Raw genomic sequence first — 23,937 nt, 5'->3', positions numbered from 1 at the left:
CGCCGGACCAGGGCTACGGCCCGGGCCCGTCGATGACCGGTCCGCCGCTGGTCGGCCCGCCGGCCGCCGGCCCGCCGATGGTGGGTCCGCCGATGGCCGGCCCGCCCGGCAGCGACCTCTACCGGGTCGACCAGATCCGGCGCAGCTTCCAGGTCCGCCGGTTCGGCAGCGGATACGACCCGGACCAGGTCGACCGGTTCTTCGAGACGCTTCTCGGCGGCATGCAGGGGCGCAATCCGATGCCGGTCAACCCGAAGGACCTCGACACGCTGCGCTTCGGGCTGGTGCCCGGCGGCTACTTCGAGGCCGAGGTCGACGCCGCGCTCAAGGACGTGCAGGACATCCTGCTCGGCCGCTGAGCCGCCCACGACGACGAAGGGCCCGCCCCCTCGGGGGCGGGCCCTTCCGCGTACCGCTGGCGCCGCGCGTCAGGACCGCAGGCCGTTGCGGCGCAGCACGGTGTCGCCGATGACGATGGCGAGCAGCAGCGCGGCGATCCCGAACAGCCAGAGGTCCTCCACCCGGCCCTCCTCGGTGCCGCAGAACGCCATCACCACCAGGGCCACCGCCGACACCACCGCACCGATCCGCCCGGACTTGCGGTGCCCCGGCTTGTGCTGATCTGGCGCGGTTACCGGCTCGTCTCCTGCCACTGTCGGTCCTTCCCTCGCGATCGGATCTCCGATCAGTCTGGCACGCGCCCCACCGGGCCCGGCGCAGGGTCCGACCTCACGGGGCGGGGATGACCCGGGCGGGCGACCGGGGCGCCGTGCGCCGCCGACCGGCCCGGGCCGTTGGACCCGTCCCGACCGGGGCGCAACGGCACTACCGGCGTCGCGGGACGGCGACCACACTGCCTCCGGTAGCGTTCCTGACGTACGCCTGATGTCTTGTCGAGGGGGATTGCGGTGCGAGTGACCGGTACGGGCCATGCCAGCATGCGGATCGACACGCCCGCGGGCAGCATCCTGTGCGACCCGTGGGTCAATCCCGCCTACTTCGCCTCCTGGTTCCCGTTCCCCGACAACTCCCAGCTCGACTGGGCCACGCTGGGTCAGGTCGACTACCTGTACGTGTCGCACCTGCACCGGGACCACTTCGACGCCAAGCACCTGCGGGACGTCATCTCCAAGGACGCCACCGTCCTGCTGCCCGAGTTCCCCACCTCGGAGATGGAGGACGAGCTGCGGGCGCTGGGCTTCACGAAGTTCCTCAAGGCGCCGAACGAGCAGGTGGTGGAGCTGCCCGGCGGGCTGAAGATCATGATCCAGGCGCTGACCAGCCCGACCGACGGCCCGATCGGCGACTCGTCCCTGTGGGTGGAGTACGACGGCGTCCGGCTGCTCAACCAGAACGACGCCCGCCCGACCGACCTGACCGTCTTCGCGGAGCTGGGCCACGTGCACGCGCACATGCTCCAGTTCTCCGGCGCGATCTGGTACCCGATGGTCTACGAGCTGCCGCAGGCGGCGAAGACCGCGTTCGGCAAGCAGAAGCGGGACCGGCAGTTCGACCGCACCTGGCGCTACATCGACGACCTGAAGGCCGACCACGTCTTCCCGATCGCCGGGCCGCCGTGCTTCCTCGACGACGAGCTGTGGCAGTTCAACGACATCTTCGGCGACGAGGGCAACATCTTCCCCGACCAGTCGGTCTTCCTGGCCGAGTACGCGAAGGTCGGCGGCACCAACGGCATCGTGCTGCTGCCCGGCAGCGTCACGGAGATCACCACCGAGGGCGCGACCACCACCCACCCGGTGCCGGTGGAGGAGTTCTTCGCGAACAAGGTCGCCCACCTGGAGGAGATGCGGGAGCGCAAGCGCCCGATCATCGAGGCCGAGAAGGCGTCCTGGCGGCACCCCGAGGTCGACGTGCTCGGCCAGATGAAGCGCCGGATCGAGCCCCTGCTGGACGAGTCGATCTACCTGGCCAAGGGCGTCGGCGGCCCGGTCCGCTTCGACCTGGTGGGCTACGACGGTGACAACGTCGAGTCGATCGTGGTGGACTTCCCGGGCAAGGAGGTCCGGCCGTACGCGGACGAGAAGGTCCGCTACCGGTTCCGCACCGAGCGCGCGCTGATCGAGCACCTGCTGCACATCGACGAGGTGGACTGGGTCAACTCGCTCTTCCTCTCCTGCCGGTTCTCGGCGGCCCGGATCGGCCAGTACAACGAGTTCGTCTACGCCTTCTTCAAGTGCCTCTCCGAGGAACGCCTCCAGTACGCCGAGGGCTGGTACGACGAGCATGAGCGGGCGGTCGACGCCGAGGACATCACGCTCGACGGCTGGGTGGTGCAGCGGCGCTGCCCGCACCTGAAGGCGGACCTGAGCCGGTTCGGCATCGTCGACGGCGACCAGCTCACCTGCCAGCTGCACGGCTGGAAGTTCGACCTGGCCAGCGGCCGCTGCCTGACGAGCGTCGGGCACAAGATCCGCGCGCACCGCGCCGACGCGGAGACCCCGGCGCCGGCCGGGGAAGCGGTCATCTGACGCTTTCGCCCCGCCCGCCGCCCCCGGCACGCGACCATCGTGGTGTGGGGGCGGCGTGACGGGCGCGGACAGGGAGCCGGGCTACCGGTTCGGGCGCAGCAGCGAGATGGCACGGGACGCCTCGCGGGTGGAGGCGTTCAGCGACGCGGTCATCGCCATCGTGCTCACCCTGATGGCGGTCGAGCTGCTCCAGTTCGGCCCGGACGAGCCGGGTGACCGGGGACTGCCGGCCGCGTTGGCGCACGAGTGGCGGGCCTACCTGGCGTACGTGATCACGTTCGCCGTGGTCGGCCAGGTCTGGCTGACCCACCACAACATGTGGCGCTACGTCTGCCGGGTCGACCAGATGCTGCTGGTGCTGAACCTGCTGCTGCTGATGTTCGTGGCGGCCATCCCGTTCACCGCGAACCTGCTCGCGGACCACCTGCGCGGCACCACCGGCGACCAGCGGCTCACCGCCGCCCTGTACGTGGGCACGGTGCTCGGTGAGGCGCTGTTCTTCAACCTGAGCTGGTGGTGGGCCCGCCGCCGGGGCCTGCTGCACCCGGACCTCGACCCCCGGCTGGCCCGGGCGGTGGCCCGCCGGTTCCGGCTCGGCCCGCTGCTCTACCTGGTCGCGTTCGCGGTCGTGTTCGTCGACCCGATCCTCAGCCTGCTGGCCTACCTGCTGCTGGTCGGCCTCTACGTGATCCGCGGTCCCGGCGACCTGCCGCGCGCCGGCCACGAGGCCGCCGAGACGCCGTGAGGTGTTAACAGGGGACCCCTGCTCTACCGGAGGCGTTAACAGGGGGCCCTTCCTTACAGGTCGGCGAGGATGCGGCGGGCCGCGTTGTGGCCGGCGGCGCCGATCACGCTGCCCGCCGGGTGGCAGCCGGCGCTGCCCGCGTAGACGCCGTCCACGCCCGTGGCGTACGGCATCCGGTCGGTGAACGACACCGTGTTGTCGACGTGGTGGATGTGCCCGCCGGTGATGCCGAAGTGCGCCTCGATGCCGGGCGGGGGCAGCGGCACCGCGTCCGCGATCAGGTCGGCGGTGCCGGGGGCGTACCGCTCGCAGATCGCGACCAGCCGCTCCACGTAGCCGGGCAGCGCCGCGTCCCAGGTGGTGCCGGCCAGCTCGTAGGGGACCGACTGGACGAACAGCGCCGACGAGTGGTGCCCGGCCCCGTCGGACAGGGACGGGTCGACGGTCGTGTGCAGGTACCACTCGATGGTCGGCTCGTCCGGCAGCCGCCCCGCCCGGACGTCCGCCCACATGCCGCGCAGCGCGGCCATCGGCGACTCGCCGCCGGCGCCGACCAGCGAGGCCGAGCCGGGGAGCAGGTGGATGGTCGACCCGAACGGGCTCAGCGCGTCGTCCGGCAGGCAGGCGAAGCGGGGCAGCCCGGTGAGCGCCAGGTTGAGCTTGAGCGTGGTGCCGGGGCGGCGGACCGCCGCCATCCGCGCGCCCAGCTCCGCCGGGAGCGCGCCGTCGGGCAGCAGCTCCATCAGCCGGTACGGGTCACAGGCCCCCAGCACCACCGACGCGCCGACCTCCCGACCGTCGGCCAGCACCACCCCGGAGGCGGCGCCGGCGTCGAGCGTGATCGCGGTGACCGGCGTGCCGGTGACGATCCGCGCGCCGGCGCGCCGGGCGGCCTCGGCGAAGGTACGCGAGACGGTGCCCATGCCGCCCTCGGCGATCATCCAGGTGCCGTCCGACCCGGGCAGCCGGCACATGTTGTGCACCAGGAAGTTGTGCCCGGTGCCGGGGTCGTCCGGGCCGGCGTTGAGCCCGGAGAGGCCGTCGGTGACCGCGTACATGCTGACCAGCAGTTCGGAGCGGAAGTCGAAGCGGTCCAGGTGGTCGGCGACCGAGCCGCGCACCAGGTCGACGAAGACCTGCCGCAGCGCCGGCCGGACGTAGCGCTCGGCGGTCTCCTCGACCGGCAGCGGCTCGGCCAGCCAGGCCGGCGCCAGGTCCTCGCGCAACTGCGCCAGTTCGGCCTGGAGCGCGTCGTCGGCGGCCACGTCGGCCGCCGAGAACATGTCGGTGAGCTGCCGCCGGGTGGCCGCGGTGTCGCTGCCGAACAACAGGTACGGCGCGCCGAGCCCGCCCGGCGTGGGCAGGAAGTAGTGCGGGTCGCGGCGCAGCACCGGAATGGTCACGTCGAGCGTGGCCAGCAGCTCCGGCGGCATCAGCCCCAGCAGGTAGGACCCGGTGGAGTGGCGCAGGCCGGGCACCAGAGGGAACGGGTTCTCGGTGCGGGTGGCCCCGCCGATCACGTCGGCGGCCTCCAGCACCAGCACGTCGAGGCCGGCGCGGGCCAGCAGGATCGCCGAGACCAGGCCGTTGTGCCCGGAGCCGACCACGACGACGTCGGCGCGCGACGGCAGCTCACTCGCTTCGCTCATGCCGTGCCGGCTGGGCATGCGCTCATGGCCCTCGCTTCGCTCGGTGCGTTCGCTCATGCGGTGCCGGCTGGGCATGCGCTCATGGCCCTCGCTTCGCTCGGTGCGTTCGCTCATGCCCGGGCAGCCTAGTGCCGGCCGCTCCCCGGTGGGAGGGTTCACGGCCGGCGGCTACCCTGGCGGCCATGTCCGAGGCTGTCCCGGTCGCCCTCGTGGCGGCGCTGGTCGTGGTGGTGCTGGTGCTGCTCGTGCTGCGGCGCGGCCGTCCCCGGGACCTGGTCACCCCGGACCGCCCCGCCGGTGACGGGCAGGCCGAGGTGCTCCGGCTGGCCCGCGCCGGGCGCACGGTCGAGGCGGTCAAGGTGCTGCGTGCGCAGACCGGGTTGTCGCTGCTGGACGCGAAGCGGGTGGTGGACCTGCTGGCGGCGGGCGGCACCTGGTCGCCGGGCGTCCCGGTGCCCGGCGTCGCCGTCGACGACGCGGTGCGGGCCGAGGCCGCGCGGCTGCTGCACCGGGGCAGGAAGATCCAGGCGATCAAGGTGGTGCGGGAGCACACGAACCTGTCGCTGGCCGACGCCAAGCGGTACGTCGAACGCCTCTGACGCCGAGCGACCGTCACCGGGCGTTCACCGGACAGCGGCGGCGGTCGATGGCCGCATGCCCTACCGTCGATGGCACACCCACACCGCCTCCGGGAAGGTCACCCCGATGGATCGTCGTACCGTCCTGCGTGCCACCGCCGTCGGTGGCGCGGCCGCCTTCGCCGGCAGTCTCTGGGCCGGCGCCGCGCCCGCCGTCCCCGCCCAACCCGGTCCCGGCCCGTACGGGGACCTGCTGCCCGCCGACGCCAACGGCCTCCAACTGCCGGCCGGGTTCACCAGCCGGGTGATCGCCCGTTCCGGGCAGCGGGTCGCGGGCACCTCGTACTCCTGGCACTGGGCGCCGGACGGCGGCGCCTGCTTCCCGGCCGGCGACGGCTGGATCTACGTCTCCAACTCGGAGGTACCGCTTGTCGGCGGTGCCTCGGCGGTGCGGTTCGCGGCCGACGGCGCGATCGTCGCCGCGTACCGGATCCTCGGCGGCACCAACACCAACTGCGCCGGTGGGGCGACCCCGTGGGGCACCTGGCTCTCCTGCGAGGAGGTGCCGCTGGGTCGGGTCTTCGAGACCTGGCCCGAGGGCGGCCGGGGCGGCGAGGAACGGACCCGGATGGGTCGGTTCAAGCACGAGGCGGCGGCCTGCGACCCGCAGCGGCGCGTGGTCTATCTGACCGAGGACGAGCCGGACGGCTGCTTCTACCGCTTCGTCCCGGACACCTGGGGTGACCTGCGCACCGGCCGGGTGCAGGTGCTCTGCGCCCCGGACGGCCAGGTCACCGGCCCGGTCACCTGGCGGGACCTGCCGGACCGCGACGGGTTCCCGGTGCCGACCCGCTACCAGGTGGGCGCGGCGCAGTCGTTCACCGGCGGCGAGGGCTGCTGGTACGCCGACGACACCTGCTGGTTCACCACGAAGGGCGACAACCGGGTGTGGGCGTACGACGCGGTGCACGAGCGGCTCGACCTCGCGTACGACGACTCGCTGGTGCCGGCCGGCGCCGCGCCGCTGACCGGCGTCGACAACCTCACCGGCACGCCGGGCGGCGACCTCTACGTGGCCGAGGACGGCGGCGACATGGAGATCAACGTGATCACGCCGGCCGGCGTGGTCTCGCCGTTCCTGCGGCTCCTCGGGCAGGCCAAGTCGGAGATCACCGGGCCGGCGTTCGCCCCGGACGGCAGCCGGCTCTACTTCTCCTCGCAGCGTGGCACCAGCGGCGCCACCGCCGGCAGCGGCGGCATCACCTACGAGGTGCGTGGCCCGTTCCGGCGCTGACCGGACCCGCCGGTCAGGGGCGGGCCGCCACCCGAGCGGCCCGCCACCGGCTCAGCGCCAGCGTGGCCGAGTAGCCGGCCAGCACGATCACGTGGAACAGGTAGAGCCAGAGCAGCACCGCCACGCCGCCGCCGATCTCGTCGAACCCGCCGAACGGCACGCCCAGGTCCAGCGGCAGCGAGCAGAACAGCACGAAGCCGTGCAGGAAGCCGGAGAGGTTCGCGGCGGTGAACGAGCCCATGCCGAGCGTGGAGAGCCAGTCCGGGGAGGCCGGTCCGACCACCCGGAACACCCACACCAGCACCGGCGTGAGCACCAGCCACACGGCCAGGAACGACAGCACCACGCCCAGCGCGCCGAGCCAGCCGCCCTGGCGGACCAGCCGGGTGGTCAGCGGCAGCGCCAGCAGGATCGACAGCAGCAGCGCCGGGGCCGGCGCGAGCAGCGGGAGCAGCAGCAGCCGGCCCCGCCAGCCGACAAGCGCGCCGGACTCGCCGCGCGGCTCGGCCACCGAGACGAACGCCCGGCGCAGGCCCTCGCCGTAGAGCGAGGCCGGCAGCAGCGACGCCAGGGCCAGCAGCGGGGTCAGCGTCACCCCGGCCTCGACGAGCGCGGCCACCGCCCGGTCCGCGCCGATCTGGGTGGGCAGCGTGTCGATCGCGTACCCGGTGAGGCGGCGGACCCGGTCCGCCCCGGCGACCAGCCCGGTGAGCCAGATCGCCAGCAGCGCCACCGGCACCACGGCGATCGCCCCGTAGAACGTGATCGCGGCGGCGTGCAGCGACAGGTCCCGGCCCCGGACCGGCCGGAACGCCGCAGCCGTGATCCGCTTGGTCCGCTCCCACCCGTCGCCCATCGCCCCCTCGTTCCCCGTACGACCGTCCGGCACGCATTACGATCCGGCGTCATGATGATCGCCTCGACCGAGCGGCTCGTGGTCCGGGACTGGACGGAGTCACCGGACGACCTGGCCCGCGTCTACGACATCTACTCCCGCGAGGAGGTGATGCGCTGGCTCGGCGGTGGCGCCGGACGGATGACCGACCCGGCGGAGGCGCGCGAACGGGTGCGTCTGTGGCGCGAGCGCTGGGCGCCGTACGCCGGTCGGTGGGGCTTGTGGGCGATCGCACCCCGCGACGCCGACCGGGTGGCGGGCAGCGTCCTGCTCAAGCCGCTGCCCGGGCGCGACGGCGTGACCCTGACCGACGACATCGAGGTCGGTTGGCACCTGCACCCGGACGCCCAGGGCCACGGCTACGCCACCGAGGCGGCCCGGGCGGTGCTGGAGCGCGAGTTCGCCACCGGAACGCCCCGGGTGTACGCGGTGGTGATGGCCGGCAACGAGCCGTCCATGGCGGTCGCCCGGCGGCTCGGCATGACCCACGTCGGCGTGCGCGGCGACTGGTACGGCGGCGCCGACCTGGAGACGTTCGTCCTGGACCGCCCGATGTGAGCCGTGCCGTTGGCAGTTCGCCGTCGGCCTCCTACGGTGGTGGGGACACGGGGAGGTGCGGATGGCCGACGGCGGCGACGCGGCGCGCTGGCTGCACCTCAACGCCCCCCGTGGCGGGCCGGACGAGCTGTCGCTCCTGGTGAGCCGGGCCGCGCCCGCGATCGGGGCCACCGACATCGTGATCTACCTGGCCGACTACACGCAGTCCTCGCTCGTACCCCTGGTCGGTGCCGGCGGGCCCCGGGACGAGCTGATGATCGAGACGACGCTGGCCGGGCGGGCGTTCACCGGCCTCGAGGTGCAGCGCGCTCCCGACCGCCCGGACCGGCTCTGGGTGCCCCTGCTGCTCGGCTGCGAACGGCTGGGGGTGCTGGAGATCGTGTCGCCCGGCGCCGGCGACCCCGCGCTGGACCGGCCGGCCTGGGAGGTTGCGGTCGCCGTCGCCCAGGTCCTGGTGAACCGCCGGCTCTACGGCGACGTCGTCGAACGGGTCCGTCGCCGCCTCCCGATGCAGGTAGCCGCCGAGACCGTGTGGGGGCTGCTGCCGCCGCTGACCTTCGCGACCGACGACCTGGTGATCACCGCCATCCTCGAACCGTGTTACGACGTCGGCGGGGACATCTTCGACTACGCGCTCAACGGTGACGTGCTCAGCGTCGGGCTCTTCGACACCTGCGGGCACGGGATCAAGGCGAGCGCGCTGGCGTCGCTCGTGGTCAGCGCGTACCGCAACGCCCGGCGCACCGGTCTCGACCTGGTCGACACGGCGATCAGCATCGACAGGTGGGTCCGCTCCGAGCATCCCGGCCTGTTCGCGACCGCGCTGCTCGCCGAGCTGGACCGCCGCACCGGCCTGCTGAGGATCATCAACGCCGGCCATCCCGGTGCCCTGCTGCTGCGGGACGGCAAGGCCGTCCGGGCGCTGCCCGGGCCGACGGCGCTGCCGCTCGGGCTGGGCAACCTGACGGCCCGGCGTCCGCGGGTGCACGAGGAGGCGCTGCACCCGGGCGACCGTGTGCTCGCCTACACCGACGGCATCACCGACGCCCGCGGCGACGACGGGGAACGGTTCGGGCAGGACCGGCTCGTCGACTTCGTCGAGCGTGCCCTGAACGAGCGGCTGCCCAGCCCGGAGACGATGCGCCGGCTGGTCCGCGCCGTCCTCGCGTACCAGCGGGACCAGCTCGACGACGACGCCACCGCGTTGTTCCTGGAGTGGCAGCCGCCGCACCTGCCCTTGGGTCACCTGGAGCACCTCACCGCGCGGGTTCAGGGATCCCGGTAGCGACGGACACCGTGTGCGAGCAGGGCCTGGCGGGGCAGCGCCGCTAGGGTGGGCGGTAGCACGATTACCCGCGGAGGGGGTGTAGCCCGATGGCCCAGGCCGCATTCGCGCCCGAGCCGGCGCCGCAGCCCGCCGAGCCGTCGTTCGACGTGCTCAGGTGGCACGACGAACCGTGGACCGCGCAGCTCGCTCTCGATCTCCTACCGGAGACCAACGGCCCGAAGGTCGAGGTCCTGAGCGGAAGCGTGATCGTGACACCACATGCCGGCATCGACCACCAGTCAGTCGAACGCGAATTGCCCTATCTGCTGCACCGGGCGGCCCGCCGGGAGGAACTCTGGGTCTATCCGGAGATCAACCTGGTCCGCGGCAAGGACATGTTCATCCCTGACATCGCCGTGCTCCGCTCCTCGGGCGGTGGCCGGTCCGCGGTCGACATCGGTGAGGCCGTCCTCCTCGGCGAGATCGTGTCGCCGGGCAACCGACGTAAGGACGTGATCGACCGGCCGCGTGAGTACGCCGCTGCCGGCGTGCCGTACTTTCTCCGGGTCGACCTGCGCAACCGGGTACCGGCGCTCGCGCTCTACGAACTGGTCGACGGCGAGTACCGGCCGCTGTCCGCCGCTGCGGCCGGCACCACGTTCGTGATGCGGCAGCCGTTCGAGTTCGCCATCGACCCGGCCGACCTGCTCGACGAAGAGGCCCCAGGGTCCGGAACCCCGGCGTGATCCACACCGGTTCGGGGAGGTGGCGGTATCGGTCGGGCGGGGATGGCGCCACCTCGGGGAAGTGGAGTCGATCAAGGCGTCGGGGGACGCCGGGGCGGGACGGATGAGGCGCTGGGGAACAATGGGCCTGTGACCACTCCCCGAGACCTCGTGCTGCTCGGCTCGACCGGCTCCATCGGCACCCAGGCCATCGACATCGTCAAGCGCAACCCGGACCGGTTCCGGGTGGTCGCGCTCGGCGCCGGCGGGGGCAACGTGGACCTGCTCGCCACCCAGGCGCTGGAGCTGGGCGTGGAGGCGGTCGGTGTGGCCCGCGCGTCCGTGGCGCAGGACCTCCAGCTGGCGTTCTACGCCGAGGCGAGCCGGCGCGGCTGGGCCACCGGCGACTTCAAGCTGCCCAAGATCGTGGCCGGGCCGGACGCGATGACCGAGCTGGCGCAGTGGCCCTGCGACGTGGTGCTCAACGGCGTGGTCGGTTCGCTCGGGCTCGCGCCGACGCTGGCCGCGCTCCGTGCCGGACGTACCCTCGCGCTGGCCAACAAGGAGTCGCTGGTGGCCGGCGGCCCGCTGGTCAAGGCCGCCCTGACGCGGCCGGGGCAGCTTGTCCCGGTGGACAGCGAGCACACCGCGATGGCCCAGTGCCTGCGCTCCGGCACCCGCACGGAGGTGCGGCGGCTGATCGTCACCGCCAGCGGCGGCCCGTTCCGGGGCCGGCGGCGCGACGAGTTGACCGCTGTCACACCGGAGCAGGCGCTCGCGCACCCGACCTGGAACATGGGGCCGGTCGTCACGATCAACTCGGCCACGATGGTCAACAAGGCGCTGGAGGTGATCGAGGCGCACGAGCTGTTCGACGTGCCGTACGCCGACATCGAGGTGATGGTCCACCCCACCTCGGTGATCCACTCGATGGTCGAGTTCGTCGACGGCTCCACGATCGCCCAGGCCAGCCCGCCGGACATGCGGTTGCCCATCGCGGTCGCGCTCGGCTGGCCGGACCGGGTCCCCGGGGCCGCCGCCGGGGTCGACTGGACCTCGGCGCACACCTGGGAGTTCTTCCCGCTCGACGACACCGCGTTCCCGGCGGTCGCGCTGGCCAAGGCGGCCGGCGAGGCCGGTCGGTGCCGGCCGGCGATCTACAACGCGGCGAACGAGGAGTGCGTGGCCGCGTTCGTGGCCGGGCGGCTGCCGTTCCTCGGCATCGTCGACACCCTCCAGCGGGTGCTGGAGGACGCTCCCGACTTCGACGAACCAGGTACCGTCGAGGACGTGCTCGCCGCGGAGTCGTGGGCACGGGCGCACGCCCAGGAGATCATCGTCGGGTCGGTGGAAGGAGCTCGATGAGCTATCTGCTCGGGGTGGTGCTGTTCGCCCTGGCGATCCTCATCTCGGTGAGCCTGCACGAGGCGGGGCACATGCTGACCGCCAAGGCGTTCGGGATGAAGGTCACCCGCTACTTCGTCGGCTTCGGCCCGACGCTCTGGTCGTTCCGGCGGGGTGAGACGGAGTACGGCGTCAAGGGCATCCCGCTCGGTGGCTTCTGCAAGATCGTCGGTATGACCCCGCAGGACGACGACGTCGAGCCGGGGGACGAGAAGCGCGCCATGTGGCGCTACCCGGTGTGGAAGCGGACGATCGTGATGTCCGCCGGCTCCGCGATGCACTTCGCCATCGCGCTGGTGGCGCTCTGGATCATCGCGGTCTCCGCCGGCCTGCCGAACCCGAAGTTCCCCACCACCGAGGCCGGCTTCCGGGCCGAACCGGCGGTGATCGCCATCGCCCCGTGCGTGGTGGTGGAGAACGCGTCCCGTGTCTGCCAGAGCGGCGACCCGGCCAGCCCGGCCGCCCAGGCCCAGCTCAAGGACGGCGACCGGATCACCGCGGTGAACGGCCGTCCGGTCTCCACCTGGGGCGACATGCTCGACGTGGTCCGGGGCACCAAGCCCGGCACCGCCACCGTCTCCTATCTGCGCGACGGCACGCCGGACACGGCCACGGTCGACCTGGCCGCGGTGCAGCGCCCGCCGCTGGACGACCCGAAGGGCGCCACCTCGGCGGTCTCCGCGCTCGGCGTCGCGCTCCAGCCCAGCACCCCCACCCGGGTCGAGTACGGCCCGGTCGCCGCGTTCGGTGCCACCGCCGACTTCACCGGCAACATGGCGGTGCAGACCGCGCACGCCATGCAGCGCATCCCGCAGAAGGTGCCGGCGCTGTGGAACGCGATCACCGGCGGCGAGCGCGACGTGGACACCCCGATCAGCGTGGTCGGCGCGAGCCGGCTCGGCGGCGAGGCCGTGGAGAACAACGCCTGGCTGGTGTTCTTCATGCTCTTCGTGTCGCTCAACTTCTTCATCGGCGTGTTCAACCTGCTGCCGCTGCTCCCGCTCGACGGCGGCCACATCGCCATCGCCTGGTTCGAGCGCGCCCGTTCCTGGCTCTACGCCCGGATCGGCCGCACCGACCCGGGGCGCGTCGACTACCTCAAGCTCATGCCCCTCACGTACGCGGTGATCCTGGTCGGTGGCGTGTTCACGCTGCTGACCGTCACCGCGGACGTCGTCAACCCGATCACGCTCTTCTCAAGGTGAGTGCCTGAAGTGACCGCTGTCAGTCTCGGTATGCCCCCCGTACCGCCGCCGCCGCTGGCCCCGCGCCGGGCCAGCCGCCAGATCATGGTCGGTTCGGTGCCGGTCGGTGGTGGCGCGCCGGTCTCGGTGCAGTCCATGACCACCACCCTCACCGCCGACGTCAACGCCACGCTCCAGCAGATCGCGGAGCTGACCGCGTCCGGCTGCCAGATCGTGCGGGTCGCCGTGCCGTCGCAGGACGACGTCGAGGCGCTGCCGGCGATCGCGCGGAAGTCGCAGATCCCGGTGATCGCCGACATCCACTTCCAGCCGAAGTACGTCTTCGCCGCGATCGACGCCGGCTGCGCCGCGGTCCGGGTGAACCCGGGCAACATCCGGCAGTTCGACGACAAGGTCAAGGAGATCGCCAAGGCGGCCGGCGACGCCGGCGTGCCGATCCGGATCGGCGTGAACGCCGGCTCGCTGGACAAGCGCCTGCTGGCCAAGTACGGCCGGGCCACCGCCGAGGCGCTGGTCGAGTCGGCGCTCTGGGAGTGCTCGCTGTTCGAGGAGCACGGCTTCCGGGACATCAAGATCTCGGTCAAGCACAACGACCCGGTGGTGATGATCCGCGCCTACCGGCTCCTCGCCGAGAAGTGCGACTACCCGCTGCACCTGGGCGTCACCGAGGCCGGCCCGGCGTTCCAGGGCACCATCAAGTCGGCGGTGGCGTTCGGCGCGCTGCTGGCCGAGGGCATCGGCGACACGATCCGGGTCTCCCTCTCCGCCCCGCCGGTCGAGGAGATCAAGGTCGGTGCCGCGATCCTGGAGTCGCTGGGCCTGCGTGAGCGCGGCCTGGAGATCGTCTCCTGCCCGTCCTGCGGCCGGGCCCAGGTCGACGTCTACAAGCTCGCCGAGGAGGTCACCGCCGGCCTGGAAGGGCTGCCGGTGCCGCTGCGCGTCGCGGTCATGGGTTGCGTGGTGAACGGTCCGGGCGAGGCCCGCGAGGCCGACCTGGGTGTCGCCTCCGGCAACGGCAAGGGCCAGATCTTCGTCAAGGGCAAGGTCGTCAAGACCGTGCCGGAGGCGCAGATCGTGGAGACGCTGATCGAGGAGGCGCTGCGGATCGCCGACGAGATGGGCGCCGAGATCCCCGAGGAGCTGCGGGACCTGGTGCCGGGTGGCGCCACGGTCACCGTGCACTGACCCGCTTCCCGCGTCGCCGTGCGGCCGTCCCTTCCCGGGGGCGGCCGCACGCGCCGTCTCAGGGCCGGGGCACGGCGGCGAAGGGGGAGAGCGTGAACCAGCCGGGCACCGCGCGCCGCAGCGCCTCCGGCCCGGCCACCTGCACCGCCCCGCTGCGCAGCACGGCCGGCCACTCCAGGTCGCCCAGCCAGACCTGGACCATGGCCCGCAGGTCGGCGGTGACGGTCACGGTCACGTCGTGGCCGGGGTCGTCGTCGCAGACGTCGGCCTCGCCGGCGACGATGACCATCCACCAGTCGCGCTGCGCCGCCGGCACGTCGCGGAAACGGAACCGCACGACGGTACGCCCCGGCGGGACCGCGTCGTGGTCGACGTGCCGGTGCATGTCCCACAGCAGCAGCTTCGGGTCGAGGTCGGCGTCGCCCAGCTCGCCGATCCAGCGCACACCCCAGGCGCCGAGCGCCTCCAGCACCGGCCGCAGCTCGCGCCCGGCGGCGGTCGGGACGTAGCGCACGTCGCCGCCGTCGACCCGCCGCTCCACCACCCCGGCCCGGACGAGCTGGTGCAGCCGGCGGGAGAGCAGCGTGGGCGACATCCGGGGCAGCCCGCGGCGCAGCTCGTTGAAGCGTTCCGAGCCGCTGACCAACTCCCGGACGACGAGCAGCGTCCACCGCTCGTCGAGCAGTTCCATGGCCTTCGCCACGGGGCAGAACTGGTGGTAGGAGGCCCCCATGGCGGGCACGCTACGCCCGGCCCGGCGGCCCGGCCAGCAGCCTGTCGGGAGCGGTACAGATCTCGTACTGGGGGCGGGGTCGCCCGATGCCTAGCGTCCCTGTCAGGGACGACAGGTGAGGAGCGAGGCGATGATCGAGGAACGGGAGCGGGACGCGGCCGTGAAGGCCGGGCACCGCGCGATGTGGGCGCTGGGCGACTACGCCGCCGTGGCCGCGCAGGTGATCCCGCAGTTGGGCGCGACGCTGGTGCGGGCGGCCCGGGTGGGGCCGGGCGACCGGGTGCTGGACGTGGCCGCCGGCACCGGCAACGCGGCCCTGCCGGCGGCCCGGACCGGGGCGGAGGTGGTGGCCGGCGACCTGACCCCGGAGCTGCTGGCGATCGGCCGGGCGTCGGCCGAGCGGGAGGGGTTGACGCTGACCTGGCAGGAGGCCGACGCCGAGGCGCTGCCGTACGCCGACGGCGAGTTCGACGCGGTGCTCTCCTGCGTGGGCGTGATGTTCGCGCCCCGGCACCGGGTGGCCGCCGACGAGCTGCTCCGGGTGTGCCGGCCGGGCGGGACGATCGGACTGGTGAACTGGACGCCGCAGGGCTTCGTGGGGCAGTTGTTCGCGGCCATGCGGCCGTACGCGCCGCCACCGCCGCCGGGCGCGCAGCCGCCTCCGCTCTGGGGCGACGAGGACCACGTCCGGGAGTTGTTCGGCGACCGGGTCAGCTCGCTCACGCTGGGGCGGGACGCGGTGGTGGTGAACCGCTTCGCCACGCCGGCGGAGTTCCGCGACTTCTTCGCCACCCACTACGGGCCGACGGTCGCGGTCTACCGGGCGAACGCCGGCGACCCGGAGCGGACCGCCGGGCTGGACCGCGCGTTGACCGACCTGGCCGCCCGGCACCTGGAGGGCGGCGTGATGCGCTGGGAGTACCTGCTGGTCACCGCGCGCCGGGCCTGACGGCACGCCGGTCGTTCCCCGGCCGGCGTGCCGTCCCGGCGGCGGCGCTCACTCGGATTCGGCGAGGATGGCGTACAGCTTGCGCCGGGTCTCGTCGAGCACCTGGGCGGCCCGGGCGCGCTGGTCGTCGGTGCCGGTGGTCATCACCTGCCGCAGCGCGTGCATGGCCTGCGCGCCGGCGTCGCGGATGTCGTGCCAGCTGTTGACGGTCTGCTCGGCGAACTCCGCCCAGGGCGGGGTCTGCGCCGCCTCGGTCGCCTCGGGGCGCCCCTGCTCGGTGAGGGCGAACCGCTTGCGCCCGCCGTCGGAGTCGGCGGCGGTGGCGATGACGCCCTCGTCCTCGAGCAGTTGCAGGGTCGGGTAGATCGAGCCGGGGCTGGGCCGCCAGGCCCCGCCGGTGCGGGAGTCGATCTCCTGGATCATCTCGTAGCCGTGCATCGGCCGCTCGGTGAGCAGCGCCAGCACGGCGCCGCGCACGTTCGGGCGCCGGCCGCGCCCGCGGCCCCGGCCACCCCGGCCCCGCCCGTGACCGTGCGGTCCGGGCGGGAACGGCGGCGGACCCGGGGGTACGGGCGGGAAGCCGAAGCCGCCGTGGCGGCGCATCTCGTCGTGCATGGTGTGCACGTGTCGACGGAAACCCATCGGGCTCTCCTTCTGTCGTCGCATCACTGATGCATCAACGATATATCGGCAATGCATCGCCGACAAGACGTTAAAAGTGGCCGGGCTGCAAACCGTACGTACGTCTTGCTAGTGTGCCGGGGTGCGCCTGCTTCCCGAACCGGGCCCGTCCCGGATCCTCGCCGTGTCCACGCTGATCAACACCGTCGGCCGGGGCACCTGGCTCACCGCCAGCGCGCTCTTCCTCACCCGCTCGGTCGGGCTCACCGTCGCCCAGGTCGGCGTGGCGCTCACGCTCACCGCGCTGGTCAGTCTTGTGACCAGCACGCCGATGGGCTACCTGGCCGACCGGCTCGGCCCGCGTGGCCTGCAACTGGTGGCGCTGGTCGCCTCGGCCGGCTGCACCGCCGCCCTGGTCGCGGTCCGCTCGTTCGCCGGGTTCCTGGTGGTCGGCGTGCTCATGGCGGTCGCCGACTCGGCCGCCCGGGGCGCCCGGGGCGCGCTGATCGCCGGTGCCGTCCCCGCCGACCAGCGGGTCCGCACCCGGGCCTACCTGCGCGCGGTCACCAACGTCGGGATCTCGGTGGGCGCCCTCCTGGCCGGGTTCGCGTTGGCCGTCGACACCCGCGGCGCGTACGTGACCCTCATCCTGCTCGACTGCCTCACCTACCTGCTGGCGGCGGCGGTGCTGCTCCGGCTGCCGCCCGTGCCGCCGGTGCCGGCGCCCACGCACGGGCCCCGGCTGATCGCCCTGCGGGACCGGCCGTTCCTGGTCTTCACCGTGCTCGACGGGCTGATGTCCATGCACTTCTCCCTGTCCACCATCGCGCTGCCGCTCTGGATCGCCGGGCACACCGCCGCGCCGCGCTGGCTGGTCTCCGCCTGCCTGCTGGTCAACACCGTGGTGGTGGTGCTGTTCCAGGTCCGTGCCTCCCGGGGCACCGAGGACCTGGCCGGCGCGGGCCGGGCCGCCCGGCGCGCCGGCGTGTTCATCGGGGTGGCCTGCGTGCTGTTCGCGGGCGCGGGCGGCGTACCCGTCGCGGTGGCGGTGCCGCTGCTGCTGGCCGGCGCGCTGGCGCACGTGGTGGGGGAGCTGTGGCACGCGGCGGCCGGCTGGGGCGTCTCGTTCGGCCTGGCTCCGGCCCACGCGCACGGCCAGTACCAGGGGGCGTACGGGATGGGCATGCAGCTCGGGTCGATGGTCGCCCCGGTGGTCGTGACGACGCTGGCGATCGGTGGGGGCGTACCCGGCTGGTTGTTGCTCGGCGGGTCGTTCCTGCTGCTCGGCGCGCTGGTGCCGCCGGTGGTGCGGTGGGCCGCGCGCACCCGGCCGTCGGCGCCGGAACCGGAACCGGTTCCGGCCGGCTGAGCCGCCGCTCACCGGCCGGTCGGCGGCGTGCCCGGTCGGCCCGCGCGCTCCCGGGTCCATCTGGCAGGCTGGTAGCCGTGCTCACGGTGCCGGTACGCCAACTGGGGGAGTCGGAGCGCCGCGCGGTCGAGCGGCTGCTCGACCTCGACCCGTATGCGGGCGCGCAGGTCGCCGAGCGGGTGGCGGCGCGCGGGCTGGCCTGGTGGCGGGCCGAGGCGCGGATCCTCGGCTACGGTTCCCGCCGCAACCTGGAGTCGATCTGCTGGCTGGGCGGCAACCTCACCCCCGTGCTCGCGTCCGAGCCGGCGGTGGCCGCGTTCGCCGAGCAGTTGGGCGCGGAGGAGCGGCTCTGCTCCTCGATCGTGGGGCGCGCCGACGCGGTGCTCGGGCTCTGGGACCGCCTCTCCGCGCACTGGGGGCCGGCCCGGGACGTACGCCCGAACCAGCCGCTGCTGGCCACGGACGCCCTGCCCGCCGTGGCGCCCGACCCGCAGGTGCGCCGGGTGCGCAGCAGCGAGGTCGACCGGCTCTTCCCGGCGGCGGTCGCGATGTACACCGAGGAGGTCGGTGTCTCGCCGTTGGCCGAGGACGGCGGGCGCGGCTACCGGCGGCGGGTGACCGAGCTGGTGCGCGCCGGCCGGGCCTACGCCCGCTTCGTCGACGGCCGGGTGGTCTTCAAGGCCGAGCTGGCCGTGGTGACCCGCCGCACCGCGCAGGTGCAGGGCGTCTGGGTGGCGCCCGAGTGGCGGGGCCGGGGCATGGCCGCCGCCGCCATGGCCGCCGTCGTGCGGGACACGCTGGAGCGGGTCGCGCCCACGGTCAGCCTCTACGTCAACGACTTCAACCTGCCGGCCCGTCGGGTCTACGAGCGCTGCGGCTTCCGCCCGGTCGGCACGCTCGCCACCGTGCTGTTCTGAGGATCACCCTCCCCTCGCGTTGCGTCGAACCGGACACCCGGCGCTATGCTGGTCATGTTTTTGTACTGACCAGTCAGTTTAGTTGTGGGAGCGGGTGTCATGACGATCGTCGAGGCCAGCGGGCTCGGGCTGCGTACCCGTCGCGGCTGGGTCTACCGGGACGTCGACCTCACCGCCGCCGCCGGTGAGCTGCACGCGGTGACCGGGCCTCCCGGCAGCGGGCGCACCTCGTTGCTGCTCGCCCTCGCCGGGCGCTTCCCGTACAGCCACGGCGAGCTGCGCCGCCGGGGGCCGGCCGCGCTCGGCCAGATGGCCGGCGTGCACGAACCCGACCCCACGCTCACCGTCGCCGAGCACATCCGGGAACGGCTGCTGCTGCTCGGCCCGGTGCCGCGCCGTCGCCGCCAACTCGTCCCGGTCGCCGCCGTGCGGGCGCGCCGGGCCTACCGCCGCGACGCCTACGCCGTCGCCATCGCCGGCGCCGGCTTCACCGACGCCCCGCTCGACCCCGACCGGTACGGCCGCGACCTCACCCCGGTCGAACGGCAGGTGCTCGGGCTGGTGCTGGCCAGCCTCGGCGGCCCCCGCCTGATCGTCGCCGACGACGTGGACGCCGGCGCCGACCGCCCCGAACGGGAGTGGATGTGGGCCGCCCTGGAACGCCTCGCCGACCAGGGGTACGCCGTGGTCGTCAGCGCCCGCGCCGTCGAACCCGGGGTGTCCGCCACCGTGCACCGCATCGGTGACCCCGCGCTGCCCGTCCCCGCCCTGGCCGGTGCCGCCCCGACCGCCCCCGCCCCGACCGCCGAGGTGCCCGCATGAGCGTGCTGCGACTGGCCCTGTTCGAGCTGCGCCGGATGACCCGCGGCCGGCTGCCGCGCGCCGCGCTCGCCGTGCTCACCGTGGTGCCGCTGCTCTACGGCGCGCTCTACCTCTACGCGTTCTGGGATCCGTACGGGAACCTCGACCGGATCCCGGTCGCCCTGGTCAACGCCGACCGGCCGGCCCGGGCGGGCGACGGCAGCGAGGTGCACGCCGGACGGGACCTCGCGGACGAACTCGTCGACCGCAAGGTCTTCGGCTGGACCGTGACCGACCAGGCCGACGCCACCGAGGGCCTGCGCGACGGCCGCTACCACCTGGTCTTCTCCATCCCGGCCGACTTCTCCGCCACGCTCGCCGCCAGCCCCGAGCCGGACCGCCCGGCCCGGCAGGGCGAGCTGAAGGTGGTCAACGACGACGCCACCAACTACCTCTCCGGGCTGCTCGCCCGCTCGGCGTTCAGCGAGATCCGGGCCGCCGCCGCGGAGAGCACCGCCGCCTCGTACTTCGACAAGATGCTGATCGGCTTCACCGACGCCAAGGCGGAGACCGGCCGGGCCGCCGACGGGGCGGGGAAGATCTCCGACGGGCTCGGCACCACCCAGCGCGGCGCCGGCCAGCTCGCCGACGGACTCGGCGACGCCGAGGACGGCGCCGGGCAACTCGCCGGCGGGCTGAACCAGTCGGTCCAGGGCGCCGACAAGCTGGCCAGGGGCCTCGACCAGTTGCAGACCGGTGCGGCCCAGCTCGCCGACGGTGCCGGCCGGGCCGCCACCGAGACGAAGGCCGCCGCCGCCAAGGTCGACGCCGCGGCCGACAGGTACGAACCGGTGCTGCGCCGCAACGCCGACAGGATCCAGCAGGCGGCCACCGCGGTCGCCACCGGCGCGCAGCAGCTCGCCGACGGCCTGGACGCGCTGCCCGCCAAGGCCGACGAGGTGGTCCGGCTGGCGCAGGAGATCTCCGACCGGCTCGACGCGGTCGCCAGGGAGCACCCCGAACTGGCCGACGACAGCGACTTCGCCGCCGCCCGCACGGCCGCCGACCGGGCGGTCACCCAGGCCAAGGCGCTGGGGGCCGCGCTGGACCGGACCGACCTGGCCGCGTTGAAGAAGCAGATGACCGACGTCGCCAAGACCGCCCGCGAGGTGGCCGCCGCCGCGCCGCACCTGGCCGACGACGTCGCCTCGGCCCGGGCCAAGGTCGACGAGCTGGCCGGCGGGCTCACCACGCTCGCCCAGGGCAGCGCCAAGCTCCGCGACGGGCTCGGCGACGCGTCCACCGGCGCCGACCAGTTGCGCGGCGGGCTCTACCGGCTCGCCACCGGCGCCCGGGCGCTCGACGGCGGCCTGGCCCAGCTCGGTACCGGCAGCACCAAGCTGGTCGACGGGCTGACCCGGCTGGAGGGCGGCGCCGGCGACCTCGCCGACGGGCTCGCCGCCGGGGAGAAGAAGCTGCCCGGGTACGACGACGCGGGCAGTCGTGCCGACGTGCTCGGCGACCCGGTCGGCCTGATCCGCGACTCGCACCACCCGGCCGGCTCCTACGGCGTGGGCTTCGCGCCGTACTTCCTGGCGCTGGCGCTCTGGGTCGGCGCGATGATCACGTACATGTTGCTGCGGCCGGTCAACCGGCGGCACGTGATGTCCGGCGCACCCGGCTGGCGGGTCGTGCTCGCCGGCTGGCTGCCCGCCGCCGCGATCGGCCTGGCGCAGGTCGCGGTGCTCTACACGGTGGTGACGCTCGCACTCGGGCTCCACCCGCAGCACGGCGCGGCGACCTTCGGGCTGCTCGCGCTCACCTCGCTGGCGTTCACCGCGATCATGCAGCTGCTCGGCGTCGCGCTCGGCCCGGCCGGCCGGCTGGCCGCGCTGGCCCTGCTGATGCTCCAGCTCACCTCCTCCGGCGGCACCTACCCGGTGCAGACCTCACCCGGCTTCTTCCAGGCGATCCACCCCTGGCTGCCGATGACGTACGTGGTGGGCGGCCTGCGACACACCATCAACGGCGGTCCGGCCGGTCCGGTGGTCGGCGGGGCGCTGGTCCTGCTCGCCTTCGGGCTCGGCGCCCTGGTGCTCACCGTCGGCGCGGCCCGCCGGTCCCGCCGGCTGACCCCGGCCAAGCTGCACCCCGAACTGACCATGTGAGGATGTGGCAGTGACGGACGGCCGGTCGCGCCGGCGGGAGGACACCCGCCAGCGTCTCTTCGTGGCGGCGGTGGAGCTCATCGCCGAGCAGGGTTTCTCGGCCACCACGGTGGACGACATCGCGGCCCGGGCCGGGGTGGCCAAGGGGACCGTCTACTACAACTTCGAGTCCAAGACCGTCCTGTTCGAGGAGCTGCTGCGGCACGGCATCGGCCTGCTCACCGCCGAGTTCCGGGCCGCCGTCGACGGATTGCCGCCGCGCGAGGCGCTCGCCGCCCTGGTCCGGGCCGAGCTGGAGTACATCCGCCGCTACCGGGCCTTCGCCCAGCTCCTGCTCTCCGAGATGTGGCGCACCAACCGGGAGTGGCAGCAGACGCTGCGGCTGCTGCGCGGCGAGGCCATCGAGGTGATCGCCGAGACGGTTCGCGCCGGCGTGGACAGCGGCGACCTCCCGGCCGACCTGGACGTGCGGACCGCCAGCTCGGCGCTGTTCGGCGTCGGGCTGGTGGTGGCCGTGGACTGGCTGGTCTTCCAGCCCGAGCGGCCGATCGCCGACGTGCAGGAGGCGCTGCTCGGCATCGTCCGCCGGGTCGCCCAGACCTGACCGGAACGCGGTAATTCGTTTGATCCGCACCGGCCGGACGGGAAGGCTGGGCTCACCGCCCCCACCCGTCCGAGTCCGGAGGACCGTCCTATGCGCCTGCTCCGAGATCTCTGGGCCACCGCACCCCGGCGGATGGCGGCCGTCCTGCTGCTGATCGTGCTGGGCGCCGGTGGTCAGGCCGCCGCCTCCGCGCTCGCCGGGCCGGTGCTGGTGCACCGCTCGTCCGGCTGGTTCGTCGCGCTCGCGGTGGCGCTCGTCGCCGCGGTCGTCACCGACCTGCTGATCGGGCTGATCATGGCCCGGCTCACCGCCGACTGGTCCGCCGACGTCCGCCGCCGGCTCTGCCGCGTCGCGCTCGGGCAGGAACTGCCGGCGCTGGAGACCACGCCGGTGGGCGAGCTGCTCGACCGGATCGACAACGACGTCTACCAGGTCGCCGCCGAGATGCGGAACACCGGCGTACGCCTGGCGCAGGGCCTCGCCGTCTGCGCGCTCGCCACGGTCAGCGCGCTTGTCGTCTGGTGGCCCGCCGGCGTCGGGATGGTTCTGCTGACCGCGCTGCTCGCCGTCACGCTGCGCCGCCCCACCGCCCGCATCGCCCCGGCCCGGATGGCCGAGGAGGAGGCGTGGTCCGACCTCGCGGCCGTGATGGAGGAGGCGGTGCACGGCCAGGACGACGTGCGCACCAGCCTCGCCCGCCCGTACGTGCTGCGCCTCTACGCCCGGCGGGCGGCCGAGGTGATCTCCCGGTGCGGCCGGGTCTTCCGGCTCTCCGCCCGGGTGACCGCGGCGGCCGCCGGCGGGGTCCGGGTCGGCATCGCGGTGGTGGTGCTGGCCGGCGCGTGGGCGCTCGCCACCGGCCGGGTGGACGCCGCCCGGCTCACCGCCATCTGGCTGCTGGCGATCGCGTTCGGCGCGACCGTCGAGCACATCGCCCGCTGGGTGCCGCACCTGCAACAGGCGTTCGGTGCCTGGGGGCGCGTGCAACTGCTGGCCGGCGCGCCGCAGGAACCGGTCGGCGGCGCCGCGCCGGCCGACGGCGACCTGACCGTCCGCGGGCTCACCTTCCGCTACCCGGCCGGCGGGGACGAGCGCGGCCCGGCGCTGCGCGACGTGCGGCTCGACTTCGCCCGCGGCCGCTCGTACGCGCTCGTCGGCCGCACCGGCTCGGGCAAGTCGACGCTGGCCAAGGTGCTCACCCGGGCCGTGGAGGTGCCGCGCGGCACCGTCTTCCTGGGCGACACCGACCTGGTCGACCTGGACGTCGAGGAGCTGCGCCGGTGGATCGCCGTGGTGCCCCAGCGCACCGAGATCCTGGCCGGCACGCTCGCCGAGAACGTCGCCCTGTTCGACCCGGAGCTGCTCGGCGCCGCCGAGCGGGCGCTCGCCGAGCTGGGCCTGGCCGGATGGATCGCCGAGCTGCCCGACGGCGTGCACACCCGGCTCGGCGAGGGCGGCCACGTGCTCTCCGCCGGGCAGGAGCAACTGGTGGCGTTCGCCCGGATCCTGGTCCGGGACCCGCACGTGGTGATCCTCGACGAGGCCACCGCGCGGCTCGACCCGGTCACCGAGAACCGGGTACGCCAGGCCACCGAGCGGCTGCTCACCGACCGCATCGGCATCGTCATCGCGCACCGGCTCTCCTCGGTGCGCCGCTGCGACGAGGTCGTCGTGATGGCCGACGGCGCGGTGCTGGAGGCCGGCCCGCTGCGCGAGTCCGCGCGCTTCGCCGAGCTGCTCGCCACCAGCCACGCCGGGGCGTACGCGGGTGCCGGCGCGCG

General features: G+C 73.8%; 22 protein-coding genes and 1 pseudogene. 18 read left to right on the top strand and 5 right to left on the bottom strand.

All coding sequences use genetic code 11. From position 1 onward, the window contains the following. Positions 1 to 359: pseudogene (locus HUW36_RS06485) on the top strand (DivIVA domain-containing protein); the annotation flags it as partial. 69 nt (positions 360 to 428) lie between these two features. Here HUW36_RS06485 and HUW36_RS06480 read toward each other — a convergent pair. Continuing rightward, a complete protein-coding gene (locus HUW36_RS06480; protein ID WP_174527275.1) occupies positions 429 to 653 on the bottom strand; it encodes a DUF2631 domain-containing protein in 225 nt (74 codons plus the stop codon). 255 nt (positions 654 to 908) lie between these two features. On the opposite strand from HUW36_RS06480, the gene HUW36_RS06475 reads away from it, so the two are divergent. Next, on the top strand, positions 909 to 2,489 hold the full coding sequence (locus HUW36_RS06475) for a Rieske 2Fe-2S domain-containing protein (protein ID WP_174527274.1): 1,581 nt from the start codon (positions 909 to 911) through the stop codon (positions 2,487 to 2,489). A gap of 106 nt (positions 2,490 to 2,595) precedes the next feature. Then, a complete protein-coding gene (locus HUW36_RS06470) occupies positions 2,596 to 3,234 on the top strand; it encodes a TMEM175 family protein (protein ID WP_174527277.1) in 639 nt (212 codons plus the stop codon). A gap of 53 nt (positions 3,235 to 3,287) precedes the next feature. On the opposite strand, the gene HUW36_RS06465 is transcribed toward HUW36_RS06470, so the two are convergent. After that, positions 3,288 to 4,883: a phytoene desaturase family protein gene (locus HUW36_RS06465; protein ID WP_174527276.1), complete on the bottom strand. Its 1,596-nt coding sequence runs from the start codon at positions 4,881 to 4,883 to the stop codon at positions 3,288 to 3,290. A 182-nt stretch (positions 4,884 to 5,065) separates the two neighbouring features. Between HUW36_RS06465 and HUW36_RS06460 the strand changes: the two genes are divergently transcribed. Then, on the top strand, positions 5,066 to 5,482 hold the full coding sequence (locus HUW36_RS06460; RefSeq protein WP_174527273.1) for a ribosomal protein L7/L12: 417 nt from the start codon (positions 5,066 to 5,068) through the stop codon (positions 5,480 to 5,482). A gap of 106 nt (positions 5,483 to 5,588) precedes the next feature. Then, positions 5,589 to 6,755, top strand: coding sequence for an alkaline phosphatase PhoX (locus tag HUW36_RS06455; RefSeq protein ID WP_174527272.1), 1,167 nt, complete (start codon positions 5,589 to 5,591; stop codon positions 6,753 to 6,755). A 13-nt stretch (positions 6,756 to 6,768) separates the two neighbouring features. Here HUW36_RS06455 and HUW36_RS06450 read toward each other — a convergent pair whose 3' ends face one another. Next, complete coding sequence (locus HUW36_RS06450) at positions 6,769 to 7,611, bottom strand: YhjD/YihY/BrkB family envelope integrity protein (protein WP_174527271.1); 843 nt, start codon at positions 7,609 to 7,611, stop codon at positions 6,769 to 6,771. A 51-nt stretch (positions 7,612 to 7,662) separates the two neighbouring features. On the opposite strand from HUW36_RS06450, the gene HUW36_RS06445 reads away from it, so the two are divergent. The 6 genes from HUW36_RS06445 to ispG all read left to right on the top strand — a co-directional run bounded on the left by HUW36_RS06445 (position 7,663) and on the right by ispG (position 13,994). Further along, the gene (locus HUW36_RS06445; RefSeq protein ID WP_174527270.1) at positions 7,663 to 8,208 is read left to right on the top strand and encodes a GNAT family N-acetyltransferase; all 546 of its coding nucleotides are present in this window, start codon (positions 7,663 to 7,665) and stop codon (positions 8,206 to 8,208) included. Positions 8,209 to 8,269: 61 nt separating this feature from the next. Next, on the top strand, positions 8,270 to 9,493 hold the full coding sequence (locus HUW36_RS06440) for a PP2C family protein-serine/threonine phosphatase (RefSeq protein ID WP_174527269.1): 1,224 nt from the start codon (positions 8,270 to 8,272) through the stop codon (positions 9,491 to 9,493). A gap of 89 nt (positions 9,494 to 9,582) precedes the next feature. Further along, complete coding sequence (locus tag HUW36_RS06435; RefSeq protein WP_174527268.1) at positions 9,583 to 10,221, top strand: Uma2 family endonuclease; 639 nt, start codon at positions 9,583 to 9,585, stop codon at positions 10,219 to 10,221. Between the two features lie 129 nt (positions 10,222 to 10,350). Continuing rightward, positions 10,351 to 11,565: a 1-deoxy-D-xylulose-5-phosphate reductoisomerase gene (gene dxr, locus HUW36_RS06430; RefSeq protein WP_174527267.1), complete on the top strand. Its 1,215-nt coding sequence runs from the start codon at positions 10,351 to 10,353 to the stop codon at positions 11,563 to 11,565. Beyond that, positions 11,562 to 12,809 (top strand): M50 family metallopeptidase, encoded by a 1,248-nt coding sequence (locus HUW36_RS06425; RefSeq protein WP_174527266.1) that lies wholly within the window; start codon positions 11,562 to 11,564, stop codon positions 12,807 to 12,809. The genes dxr and HUW36_RS06425 overlap by 4 nt, the downstream gene beginning before the upstream one ends. Positions 12,810 to 12,818: 9 nt before the next feature. After that, on the top strand, positions 12,819 to 13,994 hold the full coding sequence (gene ispG / locus HUW36_RS06420; protein WP_091580121.1) for a flavodoxin-dependent (E)-4-hydroxy-3-methylbut-2-enyl-diphosphate synthase: 1,176 nt from the start codon (positions 12,819 to 12,821) through the stop codon (positions 13,992 to 13,994). A gap of 58 nt (positions 13,995 to 14,052) precedes the next feature. Here ispG and HUW36_RS06415 read toward each other — a convergent pair whose 3' ends face one another. Beyond that, positions 14,053 to 14,727 carry a winged helix-turn-helix transcriptional regulator gene (locus tag HUW36_RS06415; protein ID WP_174527265.1) on the bottom strand — a complete coding sequence of 225 codons (675 nt, stop codon included), beginning with the start codon at positions 14,725 to 14,727 and terminating at the stop codon, positions 14,053 to 14,055. Between the two features lie 130 nt (positions 14,728 to 14,857). Between HUW36_RS06415 and HUW36_RS06410 the strand changes: the two genes are divergently transcribed. Next, positions 14,858 to 15,676, top strand: coding sequence for a class I SAM-dependent methyltransferase (locus HUW36_RS06410; RefSeq protein ID WP_174527264.1), 819 nt, complete (start codon positions 14,858 to 14,860; stop codon positions 15,674 to 15,676). 48 nt (positions 15,677 to 15,724) lie between these two features. On the opposite strand, the gene HUW36_RS06405 is transcribed toward HUW36_RS06410, so the two are convergent. Then, entirely contained in the window at positions 15,725 to 16,318 is a 594-nt protein-coding gene (locus HUW36_RS06405; RefSeq protein ID WP_174527263.1) for a PadR family transcriptional regulator, read from the bottom strand. Positions 16,319 to 16,439: 121 nt separating this feature from the next. On the opposite strand from HUW36_RS06405, the gene HUW36_RS06400 reads away from it, so the two are divergent. The 6 genes from HUW36_RS06400 to HUW36_RS06375 all read left to right on the top strand — a co-directional run. Then, positions 16,440 to 17,666 carry an MFS transporter gene (locus tag HUW36_RS06400; RefSeq protein ID WP_174527262.1) on the top strand — a complete coding sequence of 409 codons (1,227 nt, stop codon included), beginning with the start codon at positions 16,440 to 16,442 and terminating at the stop codon, positions 17,664 to 17,666. Between the two features lie 77 nt (positions 17,667 to 17,743). Continuing rightward, positions 17,744 to 18,583, top strand: coding sequence for a GNAT family N-acetyltransferase (locus HUW36_RS06395; protein WP_174527261.1), 840 nt, complete (start codon positions 17,744 to 17,746; stop codon positions 18,581 to 18,583). A gap of 99 nt (positions 18,584 to 18,682) precedes the next feature. After that, positions 18,683 to 19,405: an ATP-binding cassette domain-containing protein gene (locus HUW36_RS06390; protein ID WP_174527260.1), complete on the top strand. Its 723-nt coding sequence runs from the start codon at positions 18,683 to 18,685 to the stop codon at positions 19,403 to 19,405. Then, entirely contained in the window at positions 19,402 to 21,552 is a 2,151-nt protein-coding gene (locus HUW36_RS06385; protein ID WP_174527259.1) for a YhgE/Pip domain-containing protein, read from the top strand. Before HUW36_RS06390 ends, HUW36_RS06385 begins: the two co-directional genes overlap by 4 nt. A 10-nt stretch (positions 21,553 to 21,562) precedes the next feature. Continuing rightward, complete coding sequence (locus tag HUW36_RS06380) at positions 21,563 to 22,156, top strand: TetR/AcrR family transcriptional regulator (protein ID WP_174527258.1); 594 nt, start codon at positions 21,563 to 21,565, stop codon at positions 22,154 to 22,156. Positions 22,157 to 22,246: 90 nt separating this feature from the next. Then, positions 22,247 to 23,937: ABC transporter ATP-binding protein (locus HUW36_RS06375; RefSeq protein ID WP_174527257.1), on the top strand; the 1,691-nt coding region annotated here is incomplete at its 3' end.

Origin of the sequence: Micromonospora maritima, from assembly GCF_902825405.1 — a bacterium.
Taxonomy (GTDB): domain Bacteria; phylum Actinomycetota; class Actinomycetes; order Mycobacteriales; family Micromonosporaceae; genus Micromonospora; species Micromonospora maritima.
The sequence above is the reverse complement of the archived record's forward strand: the minus strand, read 5'-3'. Positions and strand labels throughout refer to the sequence as shown.